Origin of the sequence: Acinetobacter sp. RW6 (genome assembly GCF_041956835.1) — a bacterium.
GTDB lineage: Bacteria > Pseudomonadota > Gammaproteobacteria > Pseudomonadales > Moraxellaceae > Acinetobacter > Acinetobacter calcoaceticus.
Window position 1 is genome coordinate 907,620 of sequence record NZ_CP167121.1, and the last position, 14,665, is coordinate 922,284.

At 36.4% G+C, this 14,665-nt stretch carries 13 protein-coding genes; 10 read left to right on the forward strand and 3 right to left on the reverse strand.

Features of this window, described 5'->3' with window-relative positions; all coding sequences use genetic code 11:
• The first annotated feature begins 126 nt into the window (after positions 1–126).
• The 4 genes from ACB088_RS04200 (at position 127) to ACB088_RS04215 (ending at position 5,796) form a co-directional block, all read left to right on the forward strand.
• Positions 127–1,362 carry a lactonase family protein gene (locus tag ACB088_RS04200; protein WP_375038095.1) on the forward strand — a complete coding sequence of 412 codons (1,236 nt, stop codon included), beginning with the start codon at positions 127–129 and terminating at the stop codon, positions 1,360–1,362.
• A 134-nt stretch (positions 1,363–1,496) separates the two neighbouring features.
• On the forward strand, positions 1,497–1,859 hold the full coding sequence (locus ACB088_RS04205; RefSeq protein WP_003652424.1) for a hypothetical protein: 363 nt from the start codon (positions 1,497–1,499) through the stop codon (positions 1,857–1,859).
• 251 nt (positions 1,860–2,110) lie between these two features.
• On the forward strand, positions 2,111–4,750 hold the full coding sequence (locus ACB088_RS04210; protein WP_375038096.1) for a bifunctional aconitate hydratase 2/2-methylisocitrate dehydratase: 2,640 nt from the start codon (positions 2,111–2,113) through the stop codon (positions 4,748–4,750).
• Positions 4,751–4,815: 65 nt separating this feature from the next.
• Positions 4,816–5,796: a PD-(D/E)XK nuclease family protein gene (locus ACB088_RS04215; RefSeq protein ID WP_375038097.1), complete on the forward strand. Its 981-nt coding sequence runs from the start codon at positions 4,816–4,818 to the stop codon at positions 5,794–5,796.
• A gap of 58 nt (positions 5,797–5,854) precedes the next feature.
• On the opposite strand, the gene ACB088_RS04220 is transcribed toward ACB088_RS04215, so the two are convergent.
• A complete protein-coding gene (locus ACB088_RS04220) occupies positions 5,855–7,312 on the reverse strand; it encodes a DASS family sodium-coupled anion symporter (protein WP_375038098.1) in 1,458 nt (485 codons plus the stop codon).
• Positions 7,313–7,982: 670 nt separating this feature from the next.
• Here ACB088_RS04220 and ACB088_RS04225 point away from each other — a divergent pair.
• Both ACB088_RS04225 and ACB088_RS04230 read left to right on the forward strand, forming a co-directional pair.
• Positions 7,983–8,417 carry a hypothetical protein gene (locus ACB088_RS04225; protein ID WP_375038099.1) on the forward strand — a complete coding sequence of 145 codons (435 nt, stop codon included), beginning with the start codon at positions 7,983–7,985 and terminating at the stop codon, positions 8,415–8,417.
• A 123-nt stretch (positions 8,418–8,540) separates the two neighbouring features.
• Positions 8,541–9,524 carry an ion transporter gene (locus tag ACB088_RS04230; protein WP_270902662.1) on the forward strand — a complete coding sequence of 328 codons (984 nt, stop codon included), beginning with the start codon at positions 8,541–8,543 and terminating at the stop codon, positions 9,522–9,524.
• 26 nt (positions 9,525–9,550) lie between these two features.
• Here the strand turns inward: ACB088_RS04230 and ACB088_RS04235 are convergent, their stop codons facing one another.
• Positions 9,551–10,750, reverse strand: a complete 1,200-nt coding sequence (locus ACB088_RS04235; protein ID WP_375038100.1) for an MFS transporter — start codon at positions 10,748–10,750, stop codon at positions 9,551–9,553.
• Positions 10,751–10,976: 226 nt separating this feature from the next.
• Here ACB088_RS04235 and ACB088_RS04240 point away from each other — a divergent pair, with 226 nt between their 5' ends.
• The 3 genes from ACB088_RS04240 to ACB088_RS04250 all read left to right on the forward strand — a co-directional run bounded on the left by ACB088_RS04240 (position 10,977) and on the right by ACB088_RS04250 (position 13,591).
• Complete coding sequence (locus ACB088_RS04240; RefSeq protein ID WP_199989838.1) at positions 10,977–11,405, forward strand: hypothetical protein; 429 nt, start codon at positions 10,977–10,979, stop codon at positions 11,403–11,405.
• A 166-nt stretch (positions 11,406–11,571) separates the two neighbouring features.
• Positions 11,572–12,369, forward strand: coding sequence for a DUF4198 domain-containing protein (locus ACB088_RS04245; protein ID WP_375038101.1), 798 nt, complete (start codon positions 11,572–11,574; stop codon positions 12,367–12,369).
• 301 nt (positions 12,370–12,670) lie between these two features.
• Positions 12,671–13,591: a LysR family transcriptional regulator gene (locus ACB088_RS04250; RefSeq protein WP_003652415.1), complete on the forward strand. Its 921-nt coding sequence runs from the start codon at positions 12,671–12,673 to the stop codon at positions 13,589–13,591.
• Positions 13,592–13,657: 66 nt separating this feature from the next.
• Here ACB088_RS04250 and ACB088_RS04255 read toward each other — a convergent pair whose 3' ends face one another.
• Positions 13,658–14,110 (reverse strand): DUF441 domain-containing protein, encoded by a 453-nt coding sequence (locus ACB088_RS04255; protein WP_375038102.1) that lies wholly within the window; start codon positions 14,108–14,110, stop codon positions 13,658–13,660.
• A gap of 254 nt (positions 14,111–14,364) precedes the next feature.
• On the opposite strand from ACB088_RS04255, the gene ACB088_RS04260 reads away from it, so the two are divergent.
• On the forward strand, positions 14,365–14,583 hold the full coding sequence (locus ACB088_RS04260) for a hypothetical protein (protein WP_017388115.1): 219 nt from the start codon (positions 14,365–14,367) through the stop codon (positions 14,581–14,583).
• Positions 14,584–14,665: the final 82 nt, after the last annotated feature.

Sequence of the window (14,665 nt, forward strand, 5' to 3'; positions counted from 1 at the left end):
TGATTAAAGAAAATTCACTTGAAAATTGCTGTTTTATAAATTAGTTTTCAGAAACATTAAATGAAATTAGATTGATAATACCTTGTTGATAAGTGCAAATAAGGTGAATTTTTCAAGGAAATAAACGTGAAAATAGATACTTATGTTGAAATAAAATATGGCAAGGACAACGATACAAATATTAAATATCGTGGGCTAATTCACAAGTTAACAGCAACATTGTCGTTGACGCTTTTGTCATTTGGATGGTGCTCCACTGTAAATGCTGCACAGCAACAAATCGCTTTAGTGGGGACATGGACATCTATCCCTGATGCACCGCTTGTGCAAAAACCAAAACAAGCCAGTGAAGGTTTGTACCAGCTTCAAGTGAATAGCAATGGAACTTTAACTCCTATTAATGTGTTGAAAATGAAAAGTCCTTCTTGGATTGTAAAATCGAAAGATGGTCGTTTTGCCTATACCACTAATGAAGAAAATGAAGGAGCGGTAACTGCTTTATCAGTTCAAAATGGTAAGGTAGAGGTGTTGAACACAGTGAATAGCCATGGTGGACATCCAACACATGCATCAATCAGTTTAGATGGTAAATTCTTATTTGTGTCGAACTATTCAGCATTCGATAAAGGTCGTGGTGGGGTGGCTGTTTTGCCAATTTTGCCAAACGGCCATTTAGGTGAAATGGTTCAAAATATTGTTTTCGCGGAAGGTTCTGGTCATGTTAAAGGGCGTCAGGAGAGTGGTCATGCACATTCGACAACTTTCAGCCCAGATGGTAAGTATTTATATGCGAGCGACCTAGGAAATGACAAAATCTATACTTTTCGTTATAACCCAAATAAGCCTCAACCACTCGAAGCGGATAGCAGTCGAGATGTGACCTTTACCCATGGTTCTGGTCCACGTCATATGGTCTTTTCACCAAATGGCAAATATGCGTACATTACCGCAGAAATGCGAAGTGAAATTGTGACATTTAACGTGCAAGATGGTCATTTGAAAAAAGTAGCTGAGCTAAAACTGATTCATGAGGATAAAACACCTGAATTTAAGAGTGCGAGTGGAGTTATCCTCAGTCCAAATGGCAAATATGTGATTGCTGCCAATCGTGGTGCAGACAACAAACTTTTGGTATTTAAAATTCAACAAAATGGATTGTTAGGTAAACCAACAGTTTATAAAGCGAATGGTATTGAACCACGGGCTTTCTCCTTCGATGCGTCTGGTAAATACCTATATGTGACAAACGTTTTTAGTAATAACATTAGTTTATTCCGCTTTGATGCAAAAAATGGCACCTTAAAACCTGCTGGTGATGCAGCAAAAATACCAACGCCTACGGATATCAAATTTTTTAATTAACCAGAATCATGAAACTGGCATTTCTAATGCTTGATATAAAAAGACCGAGGTTTTTATCTCGGTTTTTTTATGGCAATTTTTGCAAAAATGATGATTTTCCGTATGATATCAACAGCAATAATTAGTGTAGTGAAATGATGAAAAAGATTTTATTGATTGCAATGAGTTTGTTCTTTGTCGGTTGTTCAGAAAAGAAGCCTTTAACACCTGAAGAGCAGTGGCATGGCTTTTGTACTAGCGTAGGAAATGCAGCGAGAAGTATTGTTTTTGATCGTCAGCAAGCAATTGAAAAAGCTCAAGCAGTTGAGCATGCAAATAAGATTGAAGATGACATTACGAAAAAATTTATTCTTAATGTTATTGAAAAAGTTTATGCAATTCCAAAAGAAGAACTGACTAAAGATTCTCAAGCACTCCAAGAAAAAGTTAGAAAGCAAGCAATGGATGAATGTTTGGCAACGCCTCATGACAAAATGCCAAAATATAAATCGTTCTAATTGAGTACGGTTATTGAATTTCCTCTCATCTGAGGCTTTTTTGCTTAAAAATAGCCCAGATTTGGCTAGTTCGCTCATTATTTGCACACTGGTATTTAGATACAAAATAATGGGCATCACGGAGAAACACCCCGTTTTCATTAACTTTTACCTTGAACTCTAGTAAACTTTTATAGTCCATATTACTTGTGAAGCTTTTTAAGAAAGCTGGAATTTGCAAGTAATTTTTCAAAAAAAGAGGAATGAACACCGTGCTAGAAGCTTACCGCCAACACGTTGAAGAACGTGCCGCACTCGGAGTCCCACCGAAGCCACTTGATGATGCTCAAACAGCTCAGCTTGTTGAACTATTAAAAAATCCACCAGCAGGCGAAGAAGCGTTCTTGGTTGATTTGCTTGAAAACCGTGTTCCTGCAGGTGTTGACCAAGCAGCTTACGTAAAGGCAGCGTTCTTGGCAGCAATTGCAAAAGGCGAAGCAACTTCACCACTCGTTTCTAAAGAGCGTGCAGTTTACTTACTGGGCACGATGCTTGGTGGTTATAACGTAGCACCACTCGTTGAGCTTCTTGATAATACTGAACTTGCAAGCCTAGCTGCTGAAGCGTTAAAGAAAACACTTCTTGTATTTGATGCATTCCATGACGTAGCAGATAAAGCAAAAGCGGGTAATGCTAATGCTAAAGCTGTTTTACAATCTTGGGCAGACGCAGAATGGTTCACAAGCCGTCCTGACGTTCCAGAAGAAATTAAAATCACTGTGTTCAAAGTAACTGGTGAAACAAATACTGATGACTTGTCTCCAGCACAAGATGCTTGGAGCCGTCCAGATATCCCATTACACGCAAATGCAATGTTGAAAAACGAGCGTGATGGTATCAATCCTGAAAAACCAGGTGAAGTTGGTCCATTAAACCAAATCAAAGAACTTATTGCGAAAGGCAACCAAGTTGCTTATGTTGGTGACGTTGTTGGTACAGGTTCTTCACGTAAATCTGCAACTAACTCTGTACTTTGGTTCTTCGGTGACGAACTTCCACACATTCCAAACAAAAAAGATGGTGGTGTGTGCTTAGGTTCTAAAATCGCTCCAATTTTCTTTAATACAATGGAAGACGCAGGTGCATTACCTGTAGAAATCGACGTTGCTAACATGAACATGGGCGACGAAGTTGTATTGAAAATTGACCACGCTGCTGCAAAAGTTACTGCTTTTAAAGACGGCGTACAAATTTCAGAAGCAGAACTTAAAACTCCAGTACTTTTAGACGAAGTACGTGCTGGTGGTCGTATTAACTTGATCATTGGTCGTGGTTTGACAACTAAAGCACGTGAAGAATTAGGTCTTGCACCTTCTACATTGTTCCGTACACCTGTACAACCTGCTGACACTGGTAAAGGCTTCACGCAAGCTCAGAAGATGGTTGGCCGTGCATGTGGTTTAGCTGAAGGTCAAGGTATCCGTCCGGGTACTTACTGTGAACCTAAGATGACTACAGTTGGTTCTCAAGATACAACTGGTCCAATGACTCGTGACGAGTTAAAAGACTTAGCTTGCTTGGGCTTCTCAGCTGACTTGGTAATGCAGTCTTTCTGTCACACTGCTGCATATCCAAAACCAGTTGATGTAACAACTCACCATACATTACCTGACTTCATCATGAACCGTGGTGGTGTATCTTTACGTCCAGGTGACGGTATTATCCACTCTTGGTTAAACCGTATGTTACTTCCAGATACAGTTGGTACTGGTGGTGACTCACATACACGTTTCCCAATCGGTATTTCATTCCCAGCAGGTTCTGGTCTTGTTGCGTTCGCAGCTGCAACTGGTGTTATGCCACTTGATATGCCTGAATCTGTACTTGTTAAGTTCAAAGGTAAAATGCAGCCTGGTATCACTTTACGTGACCTTGTACATGCAATTCCTTACTACGCGATTCAAGCGGGTGACTTAACTGTAGAGAAGAAAGGTAAGAAAAACATCTTCTCTGGTCGTATCCTTGAGATCGATTTATCAGAAATGGAAAATGACTTAACTGTTGAGCAAGCATTCGAACTTTCTGATGCATCTGCTGAACGTTCTGCTGCTGGCTGTTCAATCACACTGTCTGAAGAGAAAGTTGCTGAATACTTACGTTCTAACATCACCATGTTGAAGTGGATGATCGCAGAAGGTTATGGCGATGCTCGTACAATGGCGCGCCGTGCTGAAAACATGCAGAAGTGGTTAGACAACCCAAGCTTATTAAAAGCTGATGCTGATGCAGAATACTTAAAAGTTTACGAAATCGATCTTGCTGACATCAAAGAACCAATTCTTTGCTGCCCGAACGATCCAGATGACGCGAAACTTCTTTCTGACGTTCAAGGCGACAAAATTGATGAAGTATTCATCGGTTCTTGTATGACTAACATCGGTCACTTCCGTGCAGCGGGTCAGTTACTTGATAAAGTACCTAGTGGCTCATTGTCTACTCGTTTATGGTTGGCTCCTCCAACACGTATGGACGAGCACCAGTTGATGGAAGAAGGCTTGTATAACATCTATGGTCGTGCTGGTGCGCGTACAGAGATGCCAGGCTGTTCATTGTGTATGGGTAACCAAGCGCGTGTAGCGCCGAACACAACATGTGTATCGACTTCTACTCGTAACTTCCCGAACCGTTTAGGTCAAGGTGCAAACGTTTACTTAGCATCTGCTGAGCTTGCATCTGTAGCTGCAGTTCTTGGTAAATTACCAAGCCCAGAAGAATATCAACAGTATGCGTCGCAAATCGACAGCGCATCTGCTGAGATCTACAAATACTTAAACTTCGACAAGATGAGCGAATATACTAAAGAAGCTGATCAAGTTGATACTAAGAAAATCTCTGCTGCTCAATTGACTTAATTTGTTGATTTAGATAAAAATAAGGGTTGATTATTCAGCCCTTATTTTTTGAGTAATTAGTTAGAATGAATAAACCAAATATTTTTAAATATGCAACAAAAGAATTATCACAAGATGCTTTTATCTTTTGGTTGTTAGATCATGCAAATCCTATTTATGAAAATGTTGATAAGGAAATAAAGACTTGTGCATTAAATTTAATTGAATTTTTTTTCAATTTAGAAAATAAAAAAATGCCAGAGACTATTAATAAATTTGAATTGAGGAAGCAGGAAAAAAGTATTGATATTGTTTTATATCTTAATGAATTCATGATTATTGTTGAGGATAAAGTAAATGCAAAACCACATAGTAATCAGCTGTTTAGATATAAATCTTATGCCGAAAACAAAATGGGTAAGGCAAATATATTAGCTATTTATTTTAAAACATATGATCAGTCGAATTACAAAAAGGAAGAGGAAGATGGATTCAAGATTTTTCATCGACAGGATCTACTTAAATTATTAAATAAAACTGTGACGGATAATGACATTTTTCTAGATTTTAAAAGTCATATATTCTCAATCGAAGAGGAGGTTAGCAACTTTTTGACTGAAGAGAAGTGGAATCATCACAATTGGACTGGATTTTTTAAGTATTTACAAAAAGAGTTAAATGCTGGCGACTGGGGGTATGTTCCTAATCAAAATGGTGGCTTTATGGGGTATTGGTGGGCATTTAACAAAAATGAGCTATGTACACAATACCTTCAATTACAAGAAGAAGACTTGGTTTTAAAAATAGCTAGTAAGTCTGAAAAGAATGATAAAAAATTCAGAAATATTTGTTATAAGCATTATTTGGAAAAAGCTAAACAAGCAGAAATAAGTTTTAATAAACCAGTTCGGTTTGGTGTTGGGGAAACTATGACAATTTTAACGACCAAATATATTGTTAGAAATGAAGATTCTCAATTAATTGATGTTGAAAAAACGAAAGAAAACATAAAGTTATATACAGACTTTATTAATAGTAACTTTTTGAAGCTAGATGATTTTATGTGAAAGTCGATATGTAATAAAAAGCAAAGCCATAAAATATGACTTTGCTTTTATTTTCAAATCACCAATAACCCAACACTTTCCACCAAAGTCCGCCAATCACCACAAAGATAATGATATTGACCACACTCATGACAAAACCAGCTTTCCACCATTCGCCCAGCGTCGTATAACCAGAACCAAACACCACAGGTGATGTACCTGTTGCATAATGGGTTAAGGTCATCATAATACTTGAAGCCGCTGCCATCATTAAAGCAAATAACATTGGCGGTGCACCGAGTGCAAGTCCAGCAGTATAGAAGGCTGCAAACATCGCGGTAATATGTGCCGTGGTGCTAGCAAACATATAATGTGCATACAAATAGGCAAGCATTAACAATAAACAAGCAGGCATCCAGCTTAGACCTAAATGACCAATACTGGTTTCTAAAACACCTGAGAACCATGTGATTAAACCCAGTTTATTTAAATAAGTCGCCATCATGACTAATGCTGCGAACCAAGTAATCGTATCCCACGCATTCTTTTGAGTCAGAATATCATCCCAACTTAAAACACCTGTAAGTAGTAATAATCCTAAACCAATAAAGGCAGTCGTAGTTGGGTCAACAGCCCAAGCAGAGCCAAAAATCATGGCAGGAATACCCGCCCATAGCATCAATAAAATACCGAATACACCAAGCATAATGATTTCATTTTTACTGACTGGACCCATTTCTTTTAATTTAGTTTTAGCAAACTGAGCTGCGTTAGGCGTTTCCTTGACTTCGGGTGGATACATTAAATACATAATCAAAGGCATGATGATTAAAGCAATTAATCCAGGCAGTAACATTGCCAGTGCCCATGTACTCCAACTTAAAGAAATTTCACTATTGGTAGCCTTTGCCACTAAATCAACCACTAATGGGTTAGGGGCAGTTGCTGTAATGAACATTGCAGAGGTAATCGGGTTGGCTTGGTAGTTAACCAATGACAGATATTTTCCCATCCGACCTTCAGTGCCTTTAGCAGGATCGGAGTCATAACTAGTAGAAATTGCCAATACAATCGGGTGAATAATTCCACCACCACGTGCCGTATTACTGGGTGTTACAGGGGCGAGAATGAGTTCGGAAAGCACCATGCTATAACCGATACCAATGGTTTTCTTGCCCCATACTGCGATAAATAAATAGCCTAACCGTGCACCTAATCCAGTTTTTTGCAAACCTTTAGAGATCATGATGGAAATACCAATCAACCAGATTAAGGGATTTGCAAAGCTACTAAGGGCATCTTGAATGGCTCCACTTGGGCTGTCATTGGTAACACCTGTCACAGCGACTAAGGTGATAGCAATAATCGCAATTGCACCAATTGGCATAGCTTTACCGATGATTGCGGCAATAACACCTACAAACATCGCTAATAAATGCCATGCATCAGGATCAACACCTGCGGGTACAGGAATCACGAACCAGATTAACAATGTAATAAATAAAGAAATAAGTGTAGGGAGGGCTTTAAATCCCATGTAATTTCCCCTTGTTTTCATATGTTTAAAAAAAATAAAGTTCTTTATGAGTGAATCGCTAAAGAAATAAGTATTAAAGTTCTATTATCGATTAAATGATACAAAAATTCAAAAAACTTAAAAATAACGAGTGGGAAGTACTAATTTTCATCTTAATAAAAGGGATGAAATTTTTGTGTTAAGAATTTCTTTGGTTTATTTGGTATTATTAAGTTTTTCTGAAATTTTGGCTCTGAAATTGATTCCAAAATTATAAATTCTCTGTATGGGTATCAGCCTAATAAATAGTACCTAGTATTGTTAGTTTTAGAAAAAGCTATAAAGATACCTAATTAAATTAATATATTCTAATACTAATTTTTAGAAAATATTAAAGATCAAAAAATAAATTATATATCTAGATTAAGATATAAAGAGTGAAAAAATTATTTAATAAAATAACTTATATATAATTTTGGGTAAAAAATAGACTTTATGAATTATTATTTTCATTAAAAGTGTGAATTGGTTCATATGTTTATTTAAAAATACTAAATATGACATTTTTTAATTTGATATATATAAAATTAAATATAGTACTAGAAATTAACTGGTTTTTTGTTTTAAAATAATTAAACGAACTTAAAAATAATTAAAAAAAACATGGGTATTTTATATAGGGAATTTAAGAATGCTAAAGACAATTGTTGAATTTAAATTTGATGATTATCAACGATATGATCAAAAATCATACTCCGATGAAGAAGGTATTTTAGTTCAAAAAACTGAAGATATTGCACAATATATTTTTAGTATATTGAAAAATAGATATCATTTAAATATAGAGCTATATAGTGAAAACTGGGGATGGCAAATTGAAATTCCTTTGCCCGAAATAACCATGTATCTTGGAATCAGTGTCTATGAAGAATATAGCAATGGATTCGCAATTTTTATTTCTCCAAATACACCTATTTTAAGAAAGTTTTTATTTAGAAAGCTTGATATTACTCATCACATTATGTTGCTGCAAAACTATATTAATCTTATTTTGAAATCACACCCAGGCATCTATGATGTGCAGTGGTGGGAAGAAAATGAATTCCGATGTGTAGCGATGACTTGACCTTAGAAAAAAAGTAGAAAATTTTAAATGCTGAAGTGAGTTAAGGAAAATTTATTAAAGACTATATTGGTGAATAGAGGGCGAGAGCTTACTATATCTTTAATATCAAGTGGTCAGATCAATATGCAAAATTCAGCTTGGAAGGGATTGCGTAAGTTTTTCTATAATAATCTTCATAATCATGACTATGAAACTACGGTAAGTAGATGTATTAATTATTTTTTAGTTGTTTTAATTGTTGGCAACGTTGCTGCCGTTTTGTTAGAAACAGTAAATGATTTGTACACAAGCTATCATGTTTGGTTCGACTATTTTGAAGTTATTTCAATTGCAATTTTTAGTATTGAATATCTATTAAGACTATGGAGTGTTGCAGATCGAGATACGACACAATCTGCATGGAAAATCCGCTTGAACTGGATGAAAAGCGGGGAAGCAATTATTGATTTGATGGCAATCTTACCCGCTTATCTCAATTTCTTCGTACGAATCGATCTTCGTATGCTCAGAATATTACGTTTACTTCGTTTATTAAAATTGACGCGGTATTTTATCTCACTACAGATATTGTTATGTGTGATTAAGCGTGAGAAGGGCTCTTTTCAGGCAGTTATCTTTATTTTAATTATTATGATTATTATGACTGCTTCTGGCATTTATGTGGTTGAAAATAAAGCTCAGCCAGAAGCTTTTAGTTCAATACCTAAATCTATGTGGTGGGCGGTGGTTACTTTAACCACAGTAGGTTATGGCGATGTCACCCCAGTGACTAGTTTAGGAAAGTTATTAGGCGCACTCATTACCATTTTAGGTGTTGGTATTGCAGCGTTACCAGCTGGTATTTTAGCATCTGGGCTGGCAAATGAGCTCAATCAAAGGAATCAAAGACTAGAGCAAGAATTTCGTGAGTTACTTCAGGTACGAGGGATTGATATTTTACATGACGAAGTTGAAATAGAGCGTATTCGTCAAAAAGTGGGATTGCCAAAAGAACAAGCGCATAATCTGATTATTCAAATTATGCGTGAAAAAGTATTAGAGGAAGAAGAGTCGGTTAGAGAGACAAAATGTTATTGTCCTCACTGTGGCGGTAAGCTAACTGATTAGAAAAAATTAGTTAGCTTCTTCTTTGATTAAATTTTCTTACTTGTTTTTTCTACTGCAAAGGCAATAAGTAAAATGATAAGGCCACCGAGGCTTAAGACAAAACCGACCCAGATTGGCGCGATCCAACCCATTTGGTGACTGAGTACCCATCCACCTAGAAATGCACCTAATGCATTGGCCATATTGAAGGCAGAGTGGTTGAGTGACGCTGCTAACGTTTGAGCATCGCCAGCGACATCCATTAGACGAGTCTGTAATGCTCCACCTAATCCCATTACGGTAAGACCAATCAAAAATAATGAGGCAATCGCAGTATAAATATTACTCATTAAGAAACTAGCCACAACAAAAGCGATCGCTGAGCCAATGAGTACGCCTACAATCGTTTTATTCAGATTTTTATCTGCAAGCCATCCTGCGGCTAAGCCACCAATAACCATACCAATACCCCAAATAGCCAAAGCTATAGGGATGATTTGGATATTCACTTGTGTATATTCAGTCAAAATTGGTGAGACATAGCTGTAAACAGAAAACATGCCTCCAAAACCGATTGCACCTACCGCTAGTGTTAACCACATGTTGATATTTTTAAGGCCAGCTAATTCTGTTTTTATGCTTGCTTTTGCTTGGACTGGAATATTGGGTACAAAGAAGCCAACAGCAATTAAGGTGAAGAAAGCGATAGTCGCTGAAAATTCAAAGCCTGCTCTCCAACCAAAATTTTGACCTAACCAAGTTGCCAAAGGTACACCAATCACAGTTGCAACTGTAAGACCCATCATCATTTGGGCAACAGCAGATGCTCTTCGTGAAGGACCTGCTAGTTCAGCTGCAACTAATGCACCAACACCAAAATATGCACCGTGCGGTAAACCTGCAATAAAACGTGAAACTAAAATAGTTTCAGGTGTATGGGCTAAAGCGGTACAGGCATTTGCGATACCATAAAAAAGCATTAAGCCGAGTAATAAAGTTTTTCTAGGAACTTTGGCACCAAGAATAGCAATGATGGGAGCACCAATAACCACACCTAATGCGTAAGCACTAATAAAGTGGCCAGCTTGTGGTACTGTAATATTTAAATTCTTTGCAATTTCCTGAATCAGTCCCATTGCGACGAATTCAGTGGTTCCAATACAAAAACCACCTACAGCGAGTGAGAAAATTGCTAAAAAGAGTGAATAGTGTTGAGGTGTTGATAGAGGAGATTGCGGGGACGCCATAATAGGTTAAGAAGAGACTCAAAAAGAGAAGTATAAGGGAAAAGAGTACAGAATAATAAAAAACTAAAATATTGAGAGAAGGATTACATATTTAAAGGAAAAAAATTTTATTTTTTCATGGGAAATAATTCATCGGAAAACTTTTGAAAATTATATATGATTGGCGCGTAATACTTTAAGCATTACAAGAAGTTGTATAAATATCTAAAAATAGAGATTTTAAGTCGTGAGAAAATTATTTATTACCTGCCTTATGGGTATGGCTATGTTATCTATGTCTGGTTGCTCAGTATTTATGGCGGGTAATCAACCAAGTAAAAAAAATGTAAATGTTCTAAATCCAGGTAGTTCTCGTAACTATGTGATTGCCGAGTTTGGAGCACCTGTACTTTCAGAATACCGTGATGGAACACGGGTTGAGATCTATACTTTTCAGCAAGGTTATTCAAAGTGGGTGAAAGTCGGCAGAGCTTTTGGTCATGGTGTAGCAGATGTTGCTTCAATCGGTCTTTGGGAAGTATTTGGGACGCCGACAGAAGCATATTTTAACGGTAAAGAAACATCTTACGAAGTATCTTACGGACCAGATGATTTAGTAAAAAGTTATAAGCTTATTGATTTTAATCAGGCATTTCCAAAAGTAAAAGAACAATGATGTAGATGAAAGAGGCCTGTGGGCCTCTTTCTTTTTGAATAAAAGATTAGAGAATTTTAAATTTGAATATTAAATGATAATAATAATGATTTTTATTTATGTATACTGTAGCTGCGTATGTTTTGTCTGATTTTTTTAACTTTGTGTACAACAGGATTTTGTAAGAATGAATAGATTTTTAATTGTGCCTCTTGCATTTATATGTACCACAGGCTTTGCTCATGAGCCCTATGTAGCGCCTTTAGCTTATAAAACAGAACAAACTCAAGTACCTGTAATTGCAGGTTATGCCGAAGAAGCATTAAATAGTGAGTATGCTTTAAAGGATGCCAAGCTTACTGTAATTACTCCTAAAAATGAGCTTAAGACGATTACAGCAGAAGCTTTGCATAAATCGGCCACGGTTTTTGATGTAGATTTGCCGGAAGAGGGAACTTATATCATTCAGACACAAGCAAGTTATCCTTTAAAATATGTATATGATCAAAAAACATGGCATTTATTTTTTGATATGCCAGTTGATAAGGCTCCACCGAAAGCAGAACGTGAATATTTAATTCCAGCTGACATTAAAGCGAAAAATATTAAAATAGAGGAGGTAACGAGAGAATGGGTATTACAAAGTTATCTTTCTAAAGGAAAAGTTTCAGATATTCAACTTCCAAACACACCGATTAAAGTTAACTTTTCTGTACATCCCAACACAATTAAAGTTGCTCAACCTGTTAAATTAACCATAAGTGAGAAAGGAACGAGTCTCGCGAATGCTGAAATTAATTTAAGAGAAAAAGGTGCGACTGATAAACAAGTGCAGCAGTTTAAAGCAGATAGCAGCGGTCAGGTTGAGCTTAAATTTCCAAAGGCTGGAGAGTATTTAGTAGAAGTAACAGCTCCACTAAATTTAAAGGTAAAACCTAACAATCAAAGTTATACGATTGTTAGCTTAAATGTGTGGGCGCAGTAATTATTACTTTTTATAAGAAATAGACCTAGAATGGGTCTATTTTTTGTTTTTATAAAATTCTTTTCGATTTCAATTAAGTAGTAATTGTAAGCTACACGGTTGTACCTTCACCTTTAAATTAAAAAAATTCATCTAATAGAATAATTATGAAAAATAATTCATGTTGAGACAAATTAATTAATTCCATGGTAAAATGAATAATATTCATTAGTGAAGATTTATCTACAGTTATCCTATTTGTTGAAAGGCAAAGATGAGATTAAGACATTCATAGATAAATCTCTTTTTTAGGCTTGGGCCCATGTTAGAAATACGCCACCTTAAAACCTTAGTTGCCTTACGTGAACATGGTTCATTAGTTTCAGCTGCGAATGATCTTTGTTTAACGCCCTCGGCTATCTCTCACCAATTAAAAGAATTAGATCATTGGTATGGGGTAGAGGTGGTGAATCGACGTAGCCGACCTGTTAGTTTTTCTAATGTTGGACAACGCTTACTCAAGTTAGCCGATGATGTTTTACCGCAAATACAGATTACACATAGTGATATTACTCGTATTGTGCATGGACAGACAGGCAGAATTATCTTTTCATCTGAATGCCATAGTTGCTTTGACTGGTTGATGCCGTTATTGAATCAATATCGACATCAATACCCAGACGTTGATTTAGACTTTGCTTCTGGATTTGAAGCTAATCCACATGAGCTTTTACAAAATGCTGAATTTGATTTGCTGATTACAGCCGATCCAATTGCATTAAAAGGAATTGAGTATTTCCCTATTTTTGAATATGAATCGCGTTTGGTTCTATCTAACACGCATCCATTAGTTCGTGCTGAAAATATTACGGTTCAAGAGTTAGCAGAAGAAGTTTTAATTACTTATCCGGTTGATAAGCATCGTTTAGATATCATGTCGAAACTTTTCATTCCGGCGAATATTCAGCCTAAACAAATACGAACAACAGATTTAACCCAAATGCTTATTCAGCTTGTTGCGAGTGGGCGGGGCATTGCGGCATTGCCTGATTGGGTAGTGAATGAATATGAACAAAAGGGATGGGTTACGAGTCGCCGTTTAGATTGCGTTTCACCTACAGGCTTACGACGGACGTTATATGCGGGCTATCGAACTGAAGAAAAAGAAAAAAGTTATTTTGAAGGGTTCTTAAAGCAGTTAGAAAAGTTCTCTTTAAAACGGACTTCGTATTATTCTGGCTAGAGCAATTCATTTAGCTTAAGCATAAAAAAAGGTGCCCAATGGCGCCTTTTTTAATATCGAAAAAATTTATTTACCGATAAATAGCGAGAGCAAGCCTGCTGCAATAAGAGGGCCGACAGGTACACCACGGAGCAAGGCGACGCCAGCAACTGTGCCAATTAATAGACCTGCAACAACATCAGGCTGACTCGACATAAGTTTTACACCGCGGCCACCTAACCATGCAACTAACAGACCGATTGCAATGGCAACCAGTGATTTAATACTAACAAAGGACTTTAAAATAGTCTCTCCACTCAGTTTTCCACTGGCAATGGGTGTGAGTACCCCAATGGTTAAAATAAGAATTCCTAAATTAAGACCATGTGCTTGAATAAAAGGGAAAAACTGATTTAAAGGCGTAATTTTAACGACAATTAACACACCTGCTGCAATGGTTACAGCTGCATTTTGACTTAGTAAACCACAGATAAGTAGAACTAGAAGGACAACTAAATTAACATCAAATTGGGCAAGCATGGGAGCGGGGTGGGCAAGTAAATAAAATGGAATTGTATAATATTTAAGAGTAGGAATGTGAAAGCTTTAAAAGATTCAGCAGATATTGGATTTTATTTTTAATAAAATTTTATTGTATATCGCTCATTGATAAAGAGTTTTAATTTTCGGTTACGCTTGGACACAATGTTATATAAATTAACAAGTTAAATCTTATAGTTTTTCGAAGTTGTGTTATAAAAATAGTCATTACTCATGAACATAGGATAATGACTATGGAAATTGTAGATATCAAAATTAAAGATCAGTTTGATCAGATTCATGATGCCAAGGCTCAACTAAAGCAAAATTTAGTTGAACACGAAAATGAAACTTTAAAGCTAAGCCAACGTATTGAACATATTATTGTTGATAATGAAATTATTTTACCTACAACCGAATTGTTATTTGAAAGTGAACAGAACGAAAATATTTATCGAGTAGTTGAAGAATAGAGTGCAGTTTAATGAACAAAATGCAAAGAGTAGTGAGTAGGGAGTTGAAACTGCGTTAAAATGAGTGTTTTGTTCTAAAGAG